At 71.9% G+C, this 19,857-nt stretch carries 18 protein-coding genes; 14 read left to right on the forward strand and 4 right to left on the reverse strand.

All coding sequences use genetic code 11. The features are described 5' to 3' along the window. Nucleotides 1-6: 6 nt before the first annotated feature. Genes ACXNSR_RS19870 through ACXNSR_RS19920 form a run of 11 tightly spaced genes read left to right on the forward strand, consistent with a single transcriptional unit; the run spans nt 7 to nt 11,457 of the window. Nucleotides 7-375 carry a cupin domain-containing protein gene (locus ACXNSR_RS19870; protein WP_266594733.1) on the forward strand — a complete coding sequence of 123 codons (369 nt, stop codon included), beginning with the start codon at nt 7-9 and terminating at the stop codon, nt 373-375. Continuing rightward, complete coding sequence (locus ACXNSR_RS19875) at nt 372-1,991, forward strand: class I tRNA ligase family protein (protein WP_458636887.1); 1,620 nt, start codon at nt 372-374, stop codon at nt 1,989-1,991. Before ACXNSR_RS19870 ends, ACXNSR_RS19875 begins: the two co-directional genes overlap by 4 nt. A 15-nt stretch (nt 1,992-2,006) precedes the next feature. Further along, nucleotides 2,007-3,305 carry an MFS transporter gene (locus ACXNSR_RS19880; protein WP_458636888.1) on the forward strand — a complete coding sequence of 433 codons (1,299 nt, stop codon included), beginning with the start codon at nt 2,007-2,009 and terminating at the stop codon, nt 3,303-3,305. Between the two features lie 14 nt (nt 3,306-3,319). Then, complete coding sequence (locus ACXNSR_RS19885) at nt 3,320-4,573, forward strand: ATP-grasp domain-containing protein (protein WP_458636889.1); 1,254 nt, start codon at nt 3,320-3,322, stop codon at nt 4,571-4,573. Then, a complete protein-coding gene (gene ddaH / locus ACXNSR_RS19890; RefSeq protein WP_458636890.1) occupies nt 4,566-5,390 on the forward strand; it encodes a dimethylargininase in 825 nt (274 codons plus the stop codon). Before ACXNSR_RS19885 ends, ddaH begins: the two co-directional genes overlap by 8 nt. Continuing rightward, nucleotides 5,387-5,722 (forward strand): hypothetical protein, encoded by a 336-nt coding sequence (locus tag ACXNSR_RS19895; protein ID WP_327384315.1) that lies wholly within the window; start codon nt 5,387-5,389, stop codon nt 5,720-5,722. The genes ddaH and ACXNSR_RS19895 overlap by 4 nt, the downstream gene beginning before the upstream one ends. Continuing rightward, complete coding sequence (locus ACXNSR_RS19900; RefSeq protein ID WP_458636891.1) at nt 5,719-7,497, forward strand: ABC transporter substrate-binding protein; 1,779 nt, start codon at nt 5,719-5,721, stop codon at nt 7,495-7,497. The genes ACXNSR_RS19895 and ACXNSR_RS19900 overlap by 4 nt, the downstream gene beginning before the upstream one ends. Further along, nucleotides 7,497-8,000 carry a YbaK/EbsC family protein gene (locus ACXNSR_RS19905; RefSeq protein ID WP_329100165.1) on the forward strand — a complete coding sequence of 168 codons (504 nt, stop codon included), beginning with the start codon at nt 7,497-7,499 and terminating at the stop codon, nt 7,998-8,000. Before ACXNSR_RS19900 ends, ACXNSR_RS19905 begins: the two co-directional genes overlap by 1 nt. Before the next feature lie 5 nt (nt 8,001-8,005). Beyond that, complete coding sequence (locus ACXNSR_RS19910; RefSeq protein ID WP_458636892.1) at nt 8,006-9,268, forward strand: ATP-grasp domain-containing protein; 1,263 nt, start codon at nt 8,006-8,008, stop codon at nt 9,266-9,268. A gap of 36 nt (nt 9,269-9,304) precedes the next feature. Further along, nucleotides 9,305-10,450: an NAD(P)/FAD-dependent oxidoreductase gene (locus ACXNSR_RS19915; RefSeq protein ID WP_458636893.1), complete on the forward strand. Its 1,146-nt coding sequence runs from the start codon at nt 9,305-9,307 to the stop codon at nt 10,448-10,450. Nucleotides 10,451-10,479: 29 nt separating this feature from the next. After that, a complete protein-coding gene (locus ACXNSR_RS19920; RefSeq protein ID WP_458636894.1) occupies nt 10,480-11,457 on the forward strand; it encodes an MmcQ/YjbR family DNA-binding protein in 978 nt (325 codons plus the stop codon). An 8-nt stretch (nt 11,458-11,465) separates the two neighbouring features. Here the strand turns inward: ACXNSR_RS19920 and ACXNSR_RS19925 are convergent, their stop codons facing one another. Next, on the reverse strand, nt 11,466-12,950 hold the full coding sequence (locus tag ACXNSR_RS19925) for an NB-ARC domain-containing protein (RefSeq protein ID WP_458636895.1): 1,485 nt from the start codon (nt 12,948-12,950) through the stop codon (nt 11,466-11,468). 174 nt (nt 12,951-13,124) lie between these two features. Between ACXNSR_RS19925 and ACXNSR_RS19930 the strand changes: the two genes are divergently transcribed. After that, a complete protein-coding gene (locus ACXNSR_RS19930) occupies nt 13,125-16,337 on the forward strand; it encodes an AfsR/SARP family transcriptional regulator (protein ID WP_458636896.1) in 3,213 nt (1,070 codons plus the stop codon). 74 nt (nt 16,338-16,411) lie between these two features. On the opposite strand, the gene ACXNSR_RS19935 is transcribed toward ACXNSR_RS19930, so the two are convergent. Further along, nucleotides 16,412-16,597: a hypothetical protein gene (locus ACXNSR_RS19935; protein ID WP_458636897.1), complete on the reverse strand. Its 186-nt coding sequence runs from the start codon at nt 16,595-16,597 to the stop codon at nt 16,412-16,414. Between the two features lie 85 nt (nt 16,598-16,682). Further along, a complete protein-coding gene (locus ACXNSR_RS19940; RefSeq protein ID WP_458636898.1) occupies nt 16,683-17,588 on the reverse strand; it encodes an ATP-grasp domain-containing protein in 906 nt (301 codons plus the stop codon). Nucleotides 17,589-17,785: 197 nt separating this feature from the next. Here ACXNSR_RS19940 and ACXNSR_RS19945 point away from each other — a divergent pair, with 197 nt between their 5' ends. Next, nucleotides 17,786-18,328, forward strand: coding sequence for a LysM peptidoglycan-binding domain-containing protein (locus tag ACXNSR_RS19945; RefSeq protein ID WP_458636899.1), 543 nt, complete (start codon nt 17,786-17,788; stop codon nt 18,326-18,328). A gap of 83 nt (nt 18,329-18,411) precedes the next feature. On the opposite strand, the gene ACXNSR_RS19950 is transcribed toward ACXNSR_RS19945, so the two are convergent. Beyond that, entirely contained in the window at nt 18,412-19,092 is a 681-nt protein-coding gene (locus tag ACXNSR_RS19950) for a DUF5324 family protein (RefSeq protein ID WP_458636900.1), read from the reverse strand. Between the two features lie 174 nt (nt 19,093-19,266). On the opposite strand from ACXNSR_RS19950, the gene ACXNSR_RS19955 reads away from it, so the two are divergent. Then, nucleotides 19,267-19,794 (forward strand): peptidylprolyl isomerase, encoded by a 528-nt coding sequence (locus ACXNSR_RS19955; RefSeq protein ID WP_272933169.1) that lies wholly within the window; start codon nt 19,267-19,269, stop codon nt 19,792-19,794. The last annotated feature ends 63 nt before the right edge of the window (nt 19,795-19,857 follow it).

Below are 19,857 nucleotides of genomic sequence, written 5' to 3' on the forward strand. Positions count from 1 at the left end.
AAACACATGCTCACCCAGCCACTCGACCGCGAAGGACTGACGCACGAGAACGGCCTCGACGCGCAGCGGCTGCTGCCCTGGCCCGAGCTCAACGCCCCGTTCGAGGGGTCCTGGTGCGTGATCCGCCCCGGCACCGCGTCGACCGCCCACGCCCACCACGAGTACGAGATCTTCATCGCCGTCGCCGGCACCGCCGTCCTGGAGTCGGGCGGCGTCCGCAAGCCCTTCACGACCGGGGACATCGTCCACTTCACCCCGGGCTCCGACCACCGGGTGATCAACGAGTCCGACGAGGACTTCGAGATGTACAGCGTCTGGTGGGACCTCGACATGACACAGCGGTTCGCAGCTCGCCACGAAGGAGCCCAGGCATGACACGCCGTACGGTCATCATCGCGCCGCCGCCCACCCCGAACGGGGACCTGCACACCGGGCACCTGGCGGGCCCCTACCTGGCGGGCGACGTGTACGCACGCTACCTGCGGGCGTCGGACCGGCCGGTGATCTTCACCAGCGGCACCGACGACAGCCAGACCTACGTGGTGGCCAGCGCCGCCCGCGCCGGTCTGACCCCGGAGGAGCTGGCCCTGCGCTCCGCCACCCAGATCCGCGCCACCCTGGAGGCGGCCGGCATATCCGTCGACGGCTTCGCCCCCTTCGACAAGGGCTACCGCCAGACCGTCATCGACTTCGTCACCGACCTCCACAGCGAGGGGGCCTTCCGGCTGAAGACGGTGCTGCTGCCGTACGTCGAGGCCACCGGTGAGTACCTGATGGAGGGCCTGGTCGCCGGCGACTGCCCGGTGTGCCTCGTGGAGAGCCGCGGCGGACTGTGCGAGTCCTGCGGCCACCCCAACAACTTCGACGAACTGCTGCGCCCGCGTTCCACGGTCGACCCGGACGCCGTGGTCACGCACCGCGAGGCACAGATCCTCGTGCTGCCGATGGAGGAGTACCGCGACCGGCTCGCCGACTACTACGTCCGGCACCGGGACGTGCTGCGCCCGCACACCGCGCAGCTCGTCCGGGAGGCGCTGGACCGCCCGCTGCCTGACTTCCCGATCACCTACCCGACGGCGTGGGGCATCCCGGCGCCGTTCACCGAGACGCCGGGCCAGGTCCTCAACGCCTGGGCCGAGGGCATGGCCGCCTCGATGTACTGCACCTGGTACGCGGCGGAGCAGCTCGGTGAGCACACCGACCGCTTCGACGAGCACTGGCTGTCCGAGCACGGCATCGACCTCGTGTACTTCCTCGGATTCGACAACGTCTACTTCTGGGGAATGACGCACCTGGCCCTGCTGATGGCGCACGGCGACCGGTACGTCGAGCCCCACGCCATCGTGTCGAACGAGTTCTACGAACTGGAGAACCAGAAGTTCTCGACAAGCAAAGGCCACGTGGTCTGGGCCGCCGATCTGGTGGCCGAGGTACCGCGCGACCTGGTGCGCTTCTACCTGGCGCTCACCGCGCCGGAGCACTCCCGGACGAACTTCAGCCGTGAGGCGCTCGACAGCCTCTCCGGCTCCCGGCTGGTCGATCCGTGGAACAGCCTCGCGGGCCGGCTGGACGCGCTCCTCGCGGGCGTCGGGGCGGACGCGCTGCTGCCGGTGTCCGAGACCGGTGCCCGGGAGGCGGGGATCGTCGTCGAGCGGTTCCGCTCCCACTACGAGCTGGAGAGCTTCAGCCTCCACCGGGCCGCGGACCTGATCGTCGTGCACCTCGACCGGCTGCTGAAGCAGGCGGACCGGGTGGCGGCGGGCGTCCCGACCGACCTCGGCGACCTGGTCCTCGCCGTCCGGACGCTGACCGCGTGCGCCGCTCCGCTGCTCGTCGACCTCGCGGCCCGGGCCGAACGGGCCGGCGCCGATCTGAGCCTGCCGGCCGGAGCCTTCCCGGCCGAACCCGTCGCTCCGCTGCGACTCCCCCTCCTGTCGACCGCGGTCGGGGCCTTCGCGCCCGTGGCCGAGCCGGCCGACATCCGAGCCTGACCTCCGAGGAGCACTGTGTCCACGATCGCCCCGCCCCGTCCCAATCGGGCAGAACGACTGCTCATCCCCGCGACCTTCATCACCAACCTGGGCAACGGCATCCAGCTCACCGCCGCCTCCTACCTGGTCTTCACCGAGGCCAACACCATGCTCGCGGTCAGCTGGCTGATGATCGCCGTCACCATCCCGCAGGTGGCGCTGTCCCTCTTCTTCGGCAAGCTCGCCGACCGCTTCGACCGCCGCACCCTGGCGATGATCTCCGACCTGTCCAGCGCGGCCGCGGCCATCGCCCTGCCGGTCTGGCTGGCCCTCGGCGGCAACCCCTCGACCGTCAGCTACGTCGCCAGCTTCGTCCTGTCGATCTCCGCGGCCCTGTTCTTCCCCGCCAGCAACGCCCTGATCAAGGAGCGCATCCCGGAGTCCCGGCTCGCCCAGTTCAACGGCAACGCCGAGATCGCCATCCAGGCCGGCACGCTCGCCTCGGCGGCCCTCGGCGGCTGGGTGATCGTCTGGGTCGGCACCACGTCGCTCTTCTACTTCAACGCGATCACGTTCCTGGTCTCCGCCGCCCTGCTGTTCTTCATCGGCCGCCGTCCGGCCGGCCAGGGCACCAGCGCCCCGGAGGCCGCTGCCAAGGCCGCCGCGGCTGCCAAGGCCGCCAAGGACGGCTCCCGTCCGCCGCTGGCCCGCCTCGCCCTGCTCTACATCATCGGCAACATCGTCATCATCGTCGGCAACAGCATCATGCTGGTCCTGGTCATCGACGGCTTCAAGTCCAACGCCGGTTACCTCGGCATCGTCGACGCCCTGTTCGGCATCGGTGCGCTGTTCGCGGCCTGGGCCTTCAAGAAGATCAACTCCAAGGCCACGGTGCTGAAGACGGCCCTGATCGGCTACCTCGCGTTCGCGGTGCTGCTGTCCCTGGAGTCCGTCCACCTCTATGCGATGATGGCCGTCATCCCCTTCGCCGCCATCGCCTTCTGCGTGGCCCGCATCTCGGCCCGCACCGCCCTGATGAGCGCGGCTCCCGAGGAGAAGACGGGCTTCGTCTTCGGCGCCACCAACGCCTTCGGCCTCGCGGCCGGCACCACCGCCGTCGTCCTCATCTCGCTCCTGGTCGACTCCACCGACGTGAAGAACGGCTTCTACGCCCTCTCCGCCCTGGTCGTCGTCATCTCCTCCCTGACGATCCTCTCGCTGCGCAAGCACGACCGTGAGGTCGCCGCCGCCGAGGCCGCTGCCGCCGCCGAGACCGGGTCCGCGCCCGCCGCCGAGGCCACCGAAGCCGCCGAGCCCGTCCCGGCCAAGGTCTGAGAGGAGCAGTACAGATGAAGCTGCTCGCCATCGAAGCCAGCCAGAACGCCACCTACTACATCTCGCGCTACCAGCAGATCGAGGCCCTCGGGGCCGAGGTCCACGTACTCAACGGCATCGGCACCGAGGACTTCTGGCCCGCGGAGCGCTACCGGATCGCAGGCTCCAAGCAGATCGAGGACATCGTCACCGCCGCCAAGATCTGGCACGCGGAGGAGGAGTTCGAGGGGGTCCTGACCTTCTCGGAGTCCGGGGTCGTCACGGTGGCGGTCGTCGCCGAGGCGCTCGGCCTGCCGAGCATCGGCTTCGAAGCCGCCCGGACCAGCCGCAACAAGCTGCTGATGCGCCAGGCCCACGAGCGCGGCGCCGCCGCGCACCCCGGCTTCCGCTACGCCCCCGACGTCGAGGCCGCCCTGACGGCCGGTGAGGAGCTCGGCTATCCGCTGATCCTCAAGCCCACCCTGGGCGCCGCCAGCAACTTCGTGTTCAAGGTCGACGACCCCGAGGAGATGCGGGCCCGCTTCGCGGACGCCACCTCGGGCATCGAGACCATGACGTGGGCGCTGATGGAGGCCGACGGACTGGACCTCGGCCCGAACGGGATCATCGTCGAGGGCTACCTCGACGGCCACGAGCACCTCATCGAGGCGCTGGCCTGGGACGACGAGGTGTACCTCGGCTCCATCGTGGACCGGATCACCGTCGAGAGCGGGACCTTCGACGACGACGTCCACCACGCGCCGAGCTCCCTGACCCCCGAGCAGATCGCCGCGGTCCACGAGGTGGTCCGCGACGCGGCCCACGCCCAGGGACTGCGCCGGTCCGTACTGCACGCCGAGGTGAGGTTCCACCGGGGCGCGCCCTTCATCCTGGAGATAGCGATCCGTCCCGGCGGCGGCGGTCTCGACCACATGGCGCGGATCAGCGCCGGCCACGACCCCATCCGCTGCGTGTCGGACGTGGCCCGCGGCATCCGGCCCGATGTCTCGCACTACGCGCCGACCGGCGTCCACACGGCCGCGATGTGCCTGATCAGCGGGGCGGGAACGGTCGAGTCCGTCGAGGTGCCGACCGAGGTCGCCGAGGACCCCGCGCTGTTCTTCCTCAAGATCACGGCTACGCCGGGGACCGTCATCAAGCGCCCGCCGGCGGGCAACAACATCCTCGGCTTCATCGGCGCCACCGGCACCTCCCTGACGGAGGCGCTGACCACCGCGCACGTCGCGGCCGGCCGCATCCGCACCGAGATGAGGCCGGAGCATGGCTGAGACCCCGCGGCGTACGGCCACCCAGCGGCACTACCTGATGTGCCGGCCGACCCACTTCGAGGTGACCTACGCGATCAACCCGTGGATGAACCCCGAGAAGCCCATGGACGCCGAACTGGCGCTCGCCCAGTGGGAGCGGATCCGGGACCTCTACCTCGGCTTCGGCCACGAGGTCTCCTGCATCGACCCGGTGCCGGGCCTGCCGGACATGGTGTTCTCCGCCAACGGCGCCACGGTGGTCGACGGCAAGGTGCTCATCGCCAACTTCCGCCACCAGGAGCGCGCGGCCGAGGCCGAAGCCCACCGGGCCTGGTTCGAAGCCCGCGGCTACACCGACATCCGCGTCCCGCGGTACGTCAACGAGGGCGAGGGCGACTTCGCCCCCGCCGGCCGGCGGATCCTGGCCGGCTCGGGATTCCGCAGCGACCCCGGCGCGCACGAGGAGCTCCGTGAGTTCTTCGGCCTGCCGGTGGTCGGTCTGACCCTGACCGACCCGCGCTTCTACCACCTGGACACCGCGCTGTTCGTCCTCGACGAGGACCTGGTGGCGTACTACCCCGCCGCCTTCTCCGAAGAGAGCCAGGAGGTGCTGCGGGAGCTGTACCCCGACGCGATCCTCGCCACCCGTGAGGACGCCGACGCCTTCGGCCTGAACGCGGTGAGCGACGGACTGAACGTGGTGGTGACGGAGACCGCCACGCACCTGATCGACCAGCTGCGCGAACGCGGCTTCGCGGTGCACGCAGTGGACATGTCCGAACTGCTGAAGGCAGGTGGCGCGGTCAAATGCATCACTCAGGAGATACGACGCCCGTGATCGATTACGACGGCAGGAGTTTCCGCAACACCGGTTACCCGGCGGGCGAGGACGCCCCCGTCGGCCACTACCGCCAGGACGGCGACCTGCTCTGGGCCGACTTCGACGGGGGCGAGGTCCGCAGGGGCTCGCTGAACGGGCGCGTGGAGCCCGACGGCAACCTCGAATTCGCCTACACGATGGTCCTCGCGAACGGCGAGGTGGTCGCCGGACGGTGCTGGAGCACCCCCGAATTCCTGGACGACGGACGGATCCGGCTCAACGAGCGCTGGGAGCGCTACGGAGCCCACTCGGACAGCGGTGAATCCGCACTGGAAGAGGTAAGGACATGACCCCGCCCACCACCCCGCTCCGCGGGGGCAGCGTGACCTGGGCCTGCACCAGCGGCTTCAGCCCGGTCTTCATCTTCCCCTTCACCCCGGGCGAGTACTACGGGGTGGCCAACCTGCACGAGTTCCAGACCCTGATGTACCGGCCGCTGTACTGGTACGGCACCGGCGGCCAGCCGACCGTCGACTACGAGCGCAGCCTCGCCGAGCCCCCCGAGTGGAGCGAGGACGGCCGCACGGCGACGATCACGGTCAAGCCGTACAAGTGGTCGAACGGCGAGACGGTCGACGCCGACAACGTGATGCTGTGGATGCACCTCCTGGAGGCCGAGAAGGACAGCTTCGGCGGCTACACGCCGGGCTTCTTCCCCGACAACCTGACCGGCTACGAGAAGGTCGCCGAGGACAAGGTCAGCTTCACCTTCGACCGCGCCTACTCGCACAACTGGGTGCTGATGAACCAGTTCAGCACCATCACCCCGCTGCCCAGGGCCTGGGACCGCACCGCGGACGACCGGCCGGCCGACGCCACCCACGACCCGGCCCAGGCCTCCGCGGTCTACGCCTACCTGCGGGCCTGCAACGACGAGCGCAAGAGCTGGGACACCAGCCCCGTCTGGAGCGTTGTCAACGGACCCTGGAAGCTGAGCAGTTACACGATCGACGGCACCTCGGGCGAATGTGTCCTGGTGCCCAACGAGAGCTACTCCGGACCCAACAAGCCCTATCTGGACGAGTTCCGCCTGGTGCCCACCGGTTCGGACACCGAGCAGTACGAGATGCTCCGCCGCGGCCCCCGGGCACAGGACGGGGTGCAGATCGGCTTCCTGCCCTTCGACGAGGTCACCGAGCCGGCCGAGGACCCGCTGGTCGGCGGCCCCAACCCGCTCGGCGAGCACTACGACCTCGTCCCCCAGCTCACTTACAAAATCCATTACTTCCCGATCAACTTCAACAACCCCACCGTCTCCGGAAAGATCTTCAAGCAGCTCTACTTCCGCCAGGCACTGCAGTCCTGCCTCGACTCCCGGGGCGCCATCCGCGACGTCTACAAGGGCTACGGCTACCCGACCACCGGGCCCATCCCGGCCCTGCCGGACAGCCCGCTGCTCTCACCCGCCGCGCACGAGGACCCGTACCCCTTCGACGTGGCGGCGGCCCGCGCCTTCCTGACCGAGAACGGCTGGGACACCAGCACCACCCCGGCGCTCTGCGTCCGCGAGGGCACCGGACCCGGGGAGGCGGGCGAGGGCATTGCGGCCGGCACCCCGCTGCGGTTCTCGATGCGCTACGCCCAGGGGCACGAGACCCTGACCGCGGTCATGCGCAAGTTCGCCGCCGACGCCGCCGAGGCCGGCATCGAGATCGTGCTGAGCGAGGTCGAGGCGAGCGTCCTGGTCCTGGAGGACACCACCTGCACCCCGGGCCCCGACAGCCCCTGCCTGTGGGAGTTCAGCGACTGGAACGGCGGCTGGGGCTACGGACCCGGCTTCTACCCGACCGGCGAGGCGCTCTACTCGACCGGCTCCTCGGTGAACTTCGGCAGCTACAGCGACCCGAAGGCGGACGAGCTGATCGCCCGCACCGTGGTCAGCGACGACCTGGCGGACCTGTACGCCTACCAGGACTACATCGCGCAGCAGGTCCCGGTGATCTGGATGCCCAACTTCCCCTTCCGCCTGCTGGAAGTGGCCAACAACCTGAAGGGCGTCGCTCCGGTCAACCCCTTCGGACTGATCAACCCCGAGGACTGGCACTACGTCGGCGAGGTGCTCTGATGTACCAGCGGCTGATCGGCCTCCTCGACAGCAATCAGGCCCGCTACCGGCTGATCGACCACCCGGCCGAGGGCCGGACCGATCTGGCGAGCGTCCTGCGCGGCCACCCGCTGGAGCAGGCCGCCAAGTGCATCGTCGTCCGCGTGAGCATCACCAAGCGGGTCGGCAAGTACGTGCTCGCCGTGGTTCCGGGTGACCGGCAGGTCGACCTGGAGGCGGTCGGCGCACTGTTCGGCGGCGGACGGACGGCGTTCGCCACGCCCGAGATCGCCGAGCGCCTGGCCGGCAGCGTCTGCGGCACGGTGATGCCGCTCAGCTTCCACCCCGATCTGCACCTCGTCGTCGACGAGGGCCTGATCCTCACCGAAGAGATCTATTTCAACGCGGCCCGCCTGGACCGCTCCGTGGCCCTGTCCACCCCCGACTACCTGGCCATCGCCCAGCCGCAGCTCGCGGCGATCGCGACGGCCGGTGACCGGGTCCTGACCCACTCCGCGAGGTGACGAAGATGACTGATGACGCCAAGACGACCGACGACGGCGTGGTGATCCTGGTCGGCAGCGGACAGCGCGCCTACCGCGAGTACCTGCTCGCCGGCGCCGCCCGGCGCCGCCCGATCTGGATCCTGGACGCCGCCGACCCGACCTGGCAGCAGGAGTACGTGCTCGGCTCCACCACGGTGGAACTGCTCGACCGCGACCGCCTGGTGCCCGACACACAGGGCCTGATCGAGGCCGCCGAGGCGGTGGCCGCCGAGCACCGCGTGGTCGGCGTGTTCAGCTACGACGAGACCCTCGTGGTCACCACCGCCCTGATAGCCGAGCGGCTCGGACTGCCGGGCCTGACCTCCCGCGGCGCCGACAACTGCCGCAACAAGCACAACACCCGACAGCTGCTGTCCGCCGCCGGACTGCCCCAGCCGCACTTCGCCTACGTGACCGACGCCGGGGCGGCCCTCGCCGCGGCCGACTCCTTCGGCTACCCGGTCGTCCTCAAGCCCCGCGGCATGGGCGCGAGCATCGGCGTCATCCGCGTCGACGGGCCGGAAGGGGTGCGCGACGCCTTCGAGGTCGCCGACGCCGCCGGCCGCGGCGGGAACAGCGACTACGAGGGCGGGGCACTGGTCGAGGAGTGCGTCATGGGCCCCGAGATCAGCATCGACGGAGCGGTCTTCGACGGCGCCTGGACCCCGCTCTTCCTCGCGCACAAGGAAGTGGGCCTCGCGCCCTACTTCGAGGAGACCGGCCACGTGGTCAGCGCCACCGACCCGCTGCTCGCCGACGAGGAACTGCTCGGCGTCCTGCGGGACGCCCACCGGGAACTGGGCATCGGCTACGGGATCACGCACACCGAGGTCAAACTCACCACCCGCGGCCCGGTGATCATCGAGGTGAACGCCCGCCTCGGCGGCGACCTCATCCCCTACCTCGGCAGCCTCGCCACCGGCGTGGAGCCCGGGGAGCTGGCCGCGGAGCTGGCCGCCGGCGTCCGCCCCGAGTGGACCCCGACCGAGTCCCGCACCGTCGGGATCCGCTTCCTGTACCCGCCGGAGAACGGCACGGTCCGCTCGGTCGACGTACCCGCCCCCTCGGACGTACCGGGGCTGCTGGAGACGAACGTGATGGTGGCGCCCGGGGCGACGCTGCTGCTGCCGCCCGAGGGCTACCTCAGCCGGTACGCCAACCTGATCTGCGCCGGAGACGACCCCCTGAGCTGCGAGGAGTCCCTCGCCAAGGCCGCCGCACTGACCACGATCGTCCTCGACAGCTGACCCGTCGGCTCAACGAAAACTGAAGGGAGGTGTGTGATGTCGACAAGGGTGACGGTAGTGGGCGGCGGAGTGATCGCCCTGCTCACGGCGGTCGAGTGCGTGCTCGACGGACACCGGGTCACGGTCGTGGACCAGGGCCCCATCCCGCACAGCAGAGCCACCTCTTTCGACCAGCACCGGATCCTGCGGGCCCTGCACCCGGCGGACCCGCAGGCCACGGCGGCCGCACTGCGTGCGCACCGCCGCTGGGTCGAACTGGAGGAACTGTTCCTGACGCGGTTCTACGAGCAGGTCGGCTCGCTGACCGTCCTGCCGCCCGCGGCCGCGGCGGACGCGGCGGCGATGCTCGCCGACGCCGGCGGCCGTGCCAGGGAACTGACGGCGGCCGGCCTGGCCGACCGCTATCCGCACCTGCACGTGGGCGGCGGCCTCGGCGCGGTACTGGAGGACGAGGCGGGCGTGCTGCTCGCCGAACGGGTCCTCGCCGCCTGCGTCGGCTGGCTGAAGTGGCAGCGGGGCATCGAGCTGATCGAGCACCGCGCCGTGACCGCCGTCGACGGCGAGAGCGGCAGCGTACGGCTGGTGGACGGGCGGGTGCTGCGCAGCGACGCGGTGCTGATGGCCGTGGGCCCCTGGTCCCGGGACCTGCTGCCGCCGGGCATCGCCGAGCAGCTGACCCTGTACCGCCAGTCCCTCCTCTACTGCCGGGTGCCCCGGCAGCAGTCGCAGGCCTGGGCGGCCACTCCGGCCATACCGGCCCTGGGCACCGAGGGCGGAGCCTGGCTGATCCCGCCGGTGGCGGGCACGGCCCTCAAGCTGACCTCGGCCACCGCCTGCCGGGTGGTGGACGCGATCACCGACCACGCCACCGACCCGTACTGGCAGCGCAGGCTGGAGAAGGAGTTCGGGGACATCCTTCCCGGCTTCGGACCGGCCTGGGTCACCGCGGCCAAGGACGCCTACTACTCGGCCTTCTCGCCGACGGGCGGCCCGCTGCTGGTCGGCCTGGGCGGCGCGGGATTCGCGTACGCGGCCTGTGGTGGCACATCCTTCAAGTTCGCGCCGCTCATCGCGCGGTCGCTGGCCGACCGGCTGATCGGCAGGAGTCCGTCGCCGATCGGCCTCGGGGCGCTCGACGGGCCACCACTGGACGTCCACACCCCGCAGCTCGCGGGACTGTGAGCGGCGGCCGGATGAGCGAGGAGCGTGCCGTGGCAACGGTGGACGACGTACGACGGCTCGCGATGGGCCTGCCGAGGACCGAGGAGCACCTGATCCGGGACCGGGTGAAGTTCCGGATCGGCAGGATCGTCTATCTCGCCCTGTCCCGGGACGAGAGCGAACTGGGCTTCGCCTTCCCCAAGGAGGAGCGGGCGGCGCTGGTGGCGGCCGAGCCGGAGAAGTTCTTCCTGCCCCGGGAGTCCGATCTGCGCTTCCACTGGGCCGAGGCCCGCCTGGCGGCCCTGGACGAGCGCGAGCTGACGGAACTGGTCACCGAGGCCTGGCGGATGGTGGTACCCGCCAAGGTCGCCCGTGCCCACCTGGACCCGCCGGCCGCGCCGCCGCTGCCGCCCGCGCCGTCCCTGGCCGAACTGCGGGCCTCGGCAGAGGTGTTCAACGGCTTCGCCGGTGTGGACCGGAGCTGGCAGGCGCTGCGCGAGGAGACCGGCGGCGCCCTCGACCTCTCGCTCGCCGCGCACCGCAGCGCCCTGCACCGCTGGCTGAACTCCTGGGGCTGCCGCATCCGTTACCCGCGCGACGGCGAGCCCGACCCCTTCGGCGCGGGACTCGCCGCATGGTGGGGGCGGCACACCCTGGCGCACGCACCGCTGGCCCGCCTGACCCCGCGGGAGATCTCCCGGTTCGCCGCCGCCTACGAGGAGCTGGCGGCGCTGCCCATCGGCCGCCGCAGCCTCGGCCCGACCGCCGCGGCCAAGGCGCTGTACGCACTGCGGCCCGAGTCGGTCATGCCGTGGGACGCGGCGATCGCGCAGCGGCTGCACGGGGTCCGGGACGGGGCCGCCTTCGCCCGCCACCTGGAGCTCGGCCGGAGCTGGGCGCGTACGGTGCTGGAGCAGGGCGGCGGTGCGGACGAGGCGGCCCTGTGCGCGGAGATCGGCCGGCCCGGGGTGTCCCTCGCCAAGGTCCTCGACGAGCACCTCTACGTCACGATCACCCACGCGGCCTGAGGCGCGGCCTACCCCGGCTGCCGCACGTGCGCCTGGCCGCGCGCCCCCGCGGGTGCGGTCGCGTTCGCCGGGTCCTCCTCCGTCGGGTCGGGCTGGGTCAGCGCGTACGCCCGGGCCATCGGCGTCAGCCCGTACTGCCCCGGCAGGTCGGAGTGGTCGAGCAGCCCCGCGTCGAGGAGCCGTTCGAGGAGGTCCTCCACCGGTTGCGCGGACCGCTCGACCAGCATGGCGAGGGCGTCCGCGGACTCGTACACCACGTTGTCCACGGAGGGCGGGTTGTCGGAGCCGGCGAACTGGCGCAGCATCAGCCGCGCCCACGGGGTCAGCAGCCGGTAGGCGCTGTCGAGGCGGTTGCTCAGCGCGTCGTCCCCGATCTGCAGCCGGGCCAGGAAGCGGCCGGGTGCCCGCTGCCCGGCGCGCCCGCCCGGGCCGCCCGGCCCGTCCCCGAGCAGCTCGGACACGGAGTCCTGGAGCATCCATTCGGGGCGGGCCGCGATGCGCCGGCCGGCCAGGTTGAGGGCCAGCGGCAGGTCCCCGCAGGCGTCCGCCAGACGCAGGCAGGCGCGCGGCTCGGTACCCACCCGGTCGCCGCCGAGAAGCTGCGCGAGCAGTTCCATCGACTCGTCGCGGTCCAGTGCGGGGAGCCGGATCCGGCCAATTCCGTCGAGGCCCAGTAGCCGCGATCGGCTGGTGATGATGATGCGGCTCTCGGGCGCCGCGATGAGAAGTTCCCGGATCTGCCGCTCGTGCTGGACGCCGTCCAGCACCACGAGCAGCCGCCGCCGGTTGAGGAGCGATCGGTACAGGCCAATTCTCTGACCGGGATCGTTCGGGATCCGGTCGGTGGGGATACCGAGCGCCTCCAGGAAACCGCCCGCGATCCCGGCGGCGTCCTTGCGGCCGTCGGCGGCCGGGTCGAGGTTCGCGTAGAGCTGCCCGTCGGGCAGGTTCACGGCGAGTTCGTGGGCGAGCCGCAGGGCGAAGGCCGTCTTGCCCACGCCGACCTGACCGCTGATCACCAAGGGGGCCGCGGGGCGCTGTTCGCCGTACGAGGGGGCCGTCAGGGCCCGGGCCCGCTGGAGCAGCTCATGCCGTCCCACCAGGGGATGGGCCTCCATCGGCAGCTGCGAGGGGGGCGGCAGCACGGCGCGCACGTCGGCGGCGCGCAGCTCGTTCTCCTGGTGCTGCTGCACGGCCTTGACCGCCGGACGTGCGCCTGCGTCGTCCCCGTCGGCCCGTGCCGCCTCGTGCCAGCGGCGCTCCCAGGTGGCGCGGTCACCGCCGCAGGCCTCGGCGAAGGCGAGGGCCACCTGCAGCGTCGGGAGGCGGTAGCCGGCGGCCGCGTCGGAGAGCACGGACGCGGAGAACATGGCCCGGGTGGCCATGTCGCGGTAGCCGGGACTGCCGGCCGCGGTCCGCAGCCTGCGCAACTCCCGGGCGAACGCGGTGACCGGTCCGGCATCGGGGGCCAGCGGTCTCTCCAGTCTTCCCACAGCCTGCTCCTTCGGTACTCGCTCCGTGTGCCGCCTGCTCCGGGCCGCCCATGAACTGTCCGTGTCGCCCTTCCTGATCTGCTACCGGATGCTTACCGCCTGCTAGGGGGAACCCCTATGATCCGGTTGACATGGCCTGGCCAGGGGTCTTGTTCATTTGGGGGTGGATGTCCGATGCCGGGGGCGGATGCGGAGTCCGGGGAGAGACGAAGCGCGGAACCTGCGGCGGGCAGGCTGCGTTTCAACGTGCTCGGATCGCTCGAGGGATGGTTCGGAGAAGTACGGCTGAGGCTGGGGGGAGCGATCCAGGAACGGGTCCTGTGCGTTCTGCTCCTCGAGGCCGGCCGGGTGGTGCCCGTGGCTCGCCTCGTCGAGGCGACCTGGGAGAAGGATCCGCCGGTGACCGCGGCGCACCAGGTCCGCAAGGCCGTCGCCGACCTGCGGCGGCGCATACCCACCGGTACCGAGGTGATCGCCACCGACGGGCCGGGATACCGCGTGGTGGTGACGGACGACCAGGTCGACCTCCTGGAGTTCGACGCCCTGATCACGGCGGCGGGCCGGGCACTGCGGGAAGGCGGACAGCCGGCGGCCGCCGAGGCACTGCGGGCCGCCCTCGCGCTGTGGCGGGGACCGGTCCTGTCCGGCACGGGCGGACGGGTGATCGAGGCCGCGGCGACCGCGCTGGACGAGCGCCGGCTGGCCGCTGCCGAGCAGTTCTTCGACCTGTGCCTCGCCCTGGGCGAGAGCGGCGAGCTCATCGCGGGCCTGCGTGCCCTGATCACCCAGCACCCGCTGCGGGAGACGCTGCGCGGCCAGCTGATGCTCGCCCTGTACCGCTCCGGGCGGCAGGCCGAGGCGCTCAAGGAGTACGGGGAGGTCCGCGAGCTGCTCGTGGACGAGCTCGGGATCGACCCGGGCCCCCGGCTGGCCAGGCTGTACGAGGCGATCTTGCGGGACAGCCCCGAGCTGGCCGCGCCCGAACGGCCGGCGCCGGTGACCGTGGCGCCCGCGCGTCCGGTGTCCGGGCCGGCGGACCCCGTGGAGCCGCTGCCCGAACCGGCCGTGCCCGCGATCGAGGCGTCCGGGGGCGCACCGCCCCGGGCCCCGGCCCGCACGGAACCGGACCGGGAAGGGGAGCCGGGAACGCGCACCGGGCCGGCCGACGCGCCGTGCACCCTGCCGAACGACCTGCCGGACTTCACCGGCCGCGCCAAGGAGCTGGCCGAGCTCTTCGACTTCGTACTGGACGAGGGCCGGGGCGGGGGCGGCGAGCGCTACGCCCGGATCGTGGCCATCGACGGCATGGGCGGGATGGGCAAGACCACCCTGGCCGTGCGCGCCGCGCACCGGCTGGCCGACCGGTATCCCGACGGGCAGCTCCACATCGACCTGCACGGATTCACTCCGGGCAGGGAGCCGGTGACGCCCACCGCCGCGCTCGACGCACTGCTGCGGACCCTCGGTACCCCGGGCGACCGGATTCCCGAGGACCTGGAGGGGCGCACCGCCCTGTGGCGGTCGAAACTGGACGGCCGGCGGATGCTGCTCCTGTTCGACAACGCGGTCGACGCGGCGCAGATCAGGCCCCTGCTGCCGGCCTCGCCCGGCTGTCTCGCCCTGATCACCAGCCGCGGGCGGCTGCTGGACCTCGACGGCGTCGAGTGGGTGTCCATCGGGATGATGGAGCCCGAGGACAGCACCAGCCTGATGGCGGAGACCCTCGGCACCACCCGGGTGGCCGCCGAGCCGGCGGCCTCCGCCGAACTGGCCGAACTGTGCGGGCACCTGCCGCTGGCGCTGCGGATAGCGACCGCCCGGCTGCGCAACAGGCCCCGCTGGACGGTGCGTTATCTGGTCGAGCGGTTGCGCGACGAGAAACGCCGGATGGACGAGCTGAGTTCGGGAGAGCGCAGCGTCGCGGCGACCCTGCGGCTGTCGTACCTGGCGATGGACGAGGAGTACCGGACCGCGTTCCGCATCCTCAGCCTCTACCCGTGCGCCGGGACGGACGTCCATTCGGCGGCGGCGCTCCTCGGCACGACGGTCCGGGACGCCGAGGACGCGCTGGAGTTCCTGCTCGACGTCCATCTGGTCCAGCAGCCCGACATCGGCCTCTACACCTTCCACGACCTGGTGCGCAGTTTCGCCCAGAGCCTGCGGGGGCCGGCCACGGCGGACGACGACGCGGCGGCGGTCGAGCGGCTGCTCGGCTACTACCTGACGGCGTCGGACAAGGCCTGTGAAGTGCTCTTCCCGGGGCGGGAGCGCCGCCCCACCGGGATCGCGCCGTACCAGGGCGAGCTGCCGTCCCTCAGGGACGCCGAGCAGGCCGTGCGGTGGTTCGACCGCGAGCAGGCGGGACTGCTGGCGGCCGTGTCGCTCGCCGAGCGGTGCGGCCACGACCGGTACGCGGCCTGCCTGAGCCGCAACGTGGGCTTCCACCTGCACACGCACGGACAGCTCGACGAGTTCTGGAGCGTCGGGCACCTCGCGGTGGCCGCCGCCCGCCGGCTCGACGATCCGGCGCTCCTCGGCATCAGCCTGGCCAATCTGGGGGCGGCCTGCTGGAAGCTGGGCCGGTTCGAGGAGGGGCTGGAGGTGGCCGCGGAGGCGCGCGACACGGCGATCCGTGCCGGGGACCGGCACACCGAGGCACACAGCGAATCGACCCTCGGGCTGCTGATGTCGATGCTGGGGAGGTACGCGGAGGCCCTCCCGCTCCTGGAGCGGTCGGTGGCCGTGGCCCGGGAACTGGGCAATCTGCGTGCGGAGTCGGAGAGCCTGACCACCCTCAGCACGCTGTACGAGCGGTGGGGCCGCTATCCGGAGGCGGCCGCCGCCGCCCGCCGGGCGATCGAGATCGACCGCGGTCTCGGCTACCGCGGCAACGAGATCGTGGCCCTGACCGATCTGGCCTTCGCGCAGGTGGGCCTCGGCGAGTTCACGGACGCGGACGCCAGTCTCAAGCGCGCCCGCGACCTGTGCGACGAGACGAGGTCGCCCGGTGACGTCGCCCTGCTGCTCGCGCTGTCCGCCCGGGTCGCGCACGAGAGGGGCGACGGCCCGCAGGCGCGCGTGTTCGCCGAGCGGTCCCTGATCCTCGGCCGCACCAGCGGCGCGCCGATCCGGCTCGCGAAGGTCGAGAACGTCCTCGGCCGCCTCCATCTGCTGTGGGGGGAGCACGAGGTGGCCCTGGCCCTGCACGCGCACGCCCACAAGATCGCGGAGCCGATGAGCTTCCGTGCCGAGGAGGCGTCCGCGCTGGTGGGCATGGCCGGTGCGGCCGAGGCGCTGGGGGACGCCGCGGCCGCGGCCGGACACCGCGCGGCCGCCGAGGAGTTATTCGCCTTCATGAGCCTGCCGGAGCACCGCAGGACGTACTGAGCGCGCACGGGAAAGTGCCCCGCACCGGACGTGGGTGCGGGGCACTTCGCTGTGGTGCGGGGCGAGCGGCCGGTCTACCGGGGGGACGGGACCGAGGTCGGGGACGGGGACGGGGGAGCGATCCCCGGACCCTTGTCGTCCGCCAGGACCTGGTGGCCGGCGGGCCGGCCGGTGTCCACCGGGCTGCTGACCGTCACACCGACCCCGATCGCCAGGGTCGCCGCGATGATCCCGATCAGTCCAGCCAGCTTGCTGCGCATGTGTGGAACCCCCTGGTGTGTACCCGGTGCGGCTCCCGTGTGCTGCGGTGGCCGCTCTCGACAGGACACAGACTGGCCGCAGCTCTTACCGGTCCGTTCCCCTCTCGATACCGCCCGCGGCGGTACTGCGGGAACGGCCGTTACCGGCCTGTTCCCGGTCCGGTTCCGTGGCCGCCGCGATCCGTGATCCCCGCGCGCTGACCAGCACATCCGTCCGCGTGGTGCCCGATTCGTACCCGGCGAGATCCAGCAGGGCCCGCACCGTCGCGCGGATCCCGGCCTGCTCCGCGTCGTGGAGCGGCGCAGCCGTTCCCTCGGGGGCGATGTCGGCGACCAGGTGCATGCCGTCGACGGTCAGCGTCTCCACCCTGAACTTGGCTCCCGTCAGGAGCTCTTCGACGAGGAAGGGCGCCGAGTGCCGCGCGATGAGCGCCTGTTCGGCCCACCGGTCCAGCGCGGGCCGGTCGTGCACCGCAACGGTCCACCAACACCCGGATTTGTCGGCCGACTTGATTACCACGGGCAGGGGGAAGTCCTCCGCCAGCGAGCACGCCTCGGTGATGGACCGGGCCTCCTCGGCGCGTACCGCGGAGGTCCGGCTCTCGTTGAGGATCCGCCGGATCGCCACCGCGTCCGGCAGTCCGCGGGCCGGCTTCCCGCAGCTGTCGGTCAGCTCCCGCAGCACCTCCCCGGCGGCGGCCGCGGCCCCGCTGCCGAGACCCTTCCCGAGATCGCTCGCGAGGTGGAGGATCTGCCCGATCCCGTGTTCGGCGACCGTGTCCGCCAGCAGGGCGCGCAGCGCGGCCGGGTCCTCGAAGTCCACCCGCAGCAGCCGCTGCGGGGGCAGTTCCGCGGGAAGCGGCGCGTCCGGTGGGCGGGGTCCGGGATCGGACACCACCCAGACGTCCAGGCCCGCCACGATCGCGGCGCTCACGAGCCCGGGGCCGGGCCTGACCAGCACTACCCGCTCCGCGGACTGTCTGATGATCACAGAAATCTCCTCCATCGTGTCCCACGATGGTGGCGCCGGGACTTCCCGGTCCCTTCCCGACGCGTTCCCTCCCGGGCCCCGACCCGGTGCGCGTGTCCCCCGGACGGCCCCGTCGCAGGGCCGCGGGGCGCCCGGTGCAGGACAGTGGAAGGAGGTACCGATCCCGGGGGGCAGCATCACGCCGGAGGCGTACAGACATGGGACTCTTCGACTTCCTGAAGTCCGACAAGAAGAAGGCGCACGACGCCGCCGGGAAGGCGGCGGAGCAGGTGGAGCAGCAGGCGGGCGAGGGCAGGAGGCCCCCCGCGGGTTCGGCGGCCGACGCCGCCTCGGCCACCCGGGCCACTGCCGAGCGCATGGCGGCGGCCGCGCCGCCCAGGCCCGTCCCCGCGACCCCGACCCCCACGTCCGCCGCGCACAAGGCCGTGCCCGCGCCCCCCAGGCCGACCGTGATGCCGAAGCCCGGAGCCTCCTCCGCCGCGGCGCCGGGCGCCATGCACACGCCCACCCCGCACTCGGCCGCGCACAAGGCGGTACCGGCGGCCCCGACACGGGGGCCCGGGGCCACCGCAAAGCAGCGCACGTACACGGTCAAGCCGGGCGACACGCTCCCCGGGATCGCCCGTGACGAGCTGGGCAACGAGGCCCGCTGGCGCGAGCTCTACGCGATGAACCGGGGCGCCGTCGGCTCCAACCCCGACCTCGTCCGCCCGGGCACGGTCCTCACCCTCCCCGGCTGACCCCCCCCGCGGGTCGCGGAAGGGGCCCGGATCCCGTCACCGGGATCCGGGCCCCTTCACGCGCGCCGCTCCGACGCGCCCGCTCAGAGCTGCTTGTCCTCGGGGCCGGACCCGGCCTCGCGCTCCTTCTCCGCCAGCTCCTCGTCGAAGCCGGCCGGCGCCGCGTCGCGCGCCGACAGCTCGGTGGCCGCAGGCGGTTCGACGAGCCAGTCCGGATTCGACTGCTGGTCCCACCACCGCCACACCGCGTAGGCGGCGCACGCCAGCACGCCGACCAGCGCGACACCGCGCAGGATCTTCCCGTTGCGCGCGTGCCGCTCGCGGCGCCGTACGAGCTTCTGCACTTCCTTGGCCGTCACCTGGCCGCGCAGCGCCGCGAGCGCCGCCGTCGACCGGGACGCGGCCTCCTCGGCCACCGGCGTGGCGGCCGCGATCGCGCTCTCGATCTTCGGCTGGGTGTAATCGGCGGCCTGCCGCGCCGCCTGGCGCGCCTGTGTCGCCGCCCGGTCGACGGGGGGCGGCACATGGGCCCGCGCCGCCTTGAGCCGGGGTTGCAGATGGCAGTCGTAGGTCGAACGGGCGTGCTGGGCGGCGCTGGTCGCCGCGTACGACACCTTGGGCGCCAGCCGCTCGTTAGCTTCCTGGGCGTAGTGCACCGCGGCTTCCCTGGCGGATTCCGCGTACGGTGCCACCACTTCCGTCGCGTGCCGCACACTCTCCCTGGCGCTCTCGGCTGCCAGGCGCATGCTCTCCTTGCCGGTCACGGGATCCTCCTCATCGGTGGCGGACACAGTTCACCTTTCCACCCTTTGTCGGATCATGCCTGCCATATCACTGACGGGCATGCGTGACAGGGCATCCGGGTGGAGGATTTCAGTGCCGCGGAGCGCTCCGTGCGACCATCTGGACCGACAGTGATGACTATGGAAGGCAGATCCGTGGCCGAGAAGCTCTACGCCACCCTGAAGACGACCCACGGCGACATCGAGATCGAGCTGCTGGAGAACTTCGCTCCGAAGACCGTGCGGAACTTCGTCGAGCTCGCCACGGGCGCCCGGGAATGGACCCGCCCCACCGACGGCCAGAAGACCACGGACCCGCTGTACGACGGCACCGTCTTCCACCGTGTCATCAGCGGCTTCATGATCCAGGGCGGCGACCCGCTCGGCAACGGCACCGGCGGTCCCGGCTACCGGTTCGCGGACGAGTTCCACCCCGACCTGGCCTTCACCAAGCCCTTCCTGCTGGCCATGGCCAACGCCGGCCCGGGCACCAACGGCTCGCAGTTCTTCATCACCGTCGCGCCCACGGCCTGGCTGACGCGCAAGCACACCATCTTCGGCGAGGTCACCGACCCGGCCAGCCAGAAGGTGGTGCAGGCCATCGCCGGCGGCGCCACCAACCCGCGCACCGAGCGCCCCCTGGACGACGTGATCATCCAGTCCGTGGTCGTCGAGCGGCGCTGACGCCGGGAACCTTTCGGCCCCGCCCGTCCGTACTGCATACGTACGGGACCGGCGGGGCGCACC

This window comes from Streptomyces sp. NC-S4 (assembly GCF_054353315.1).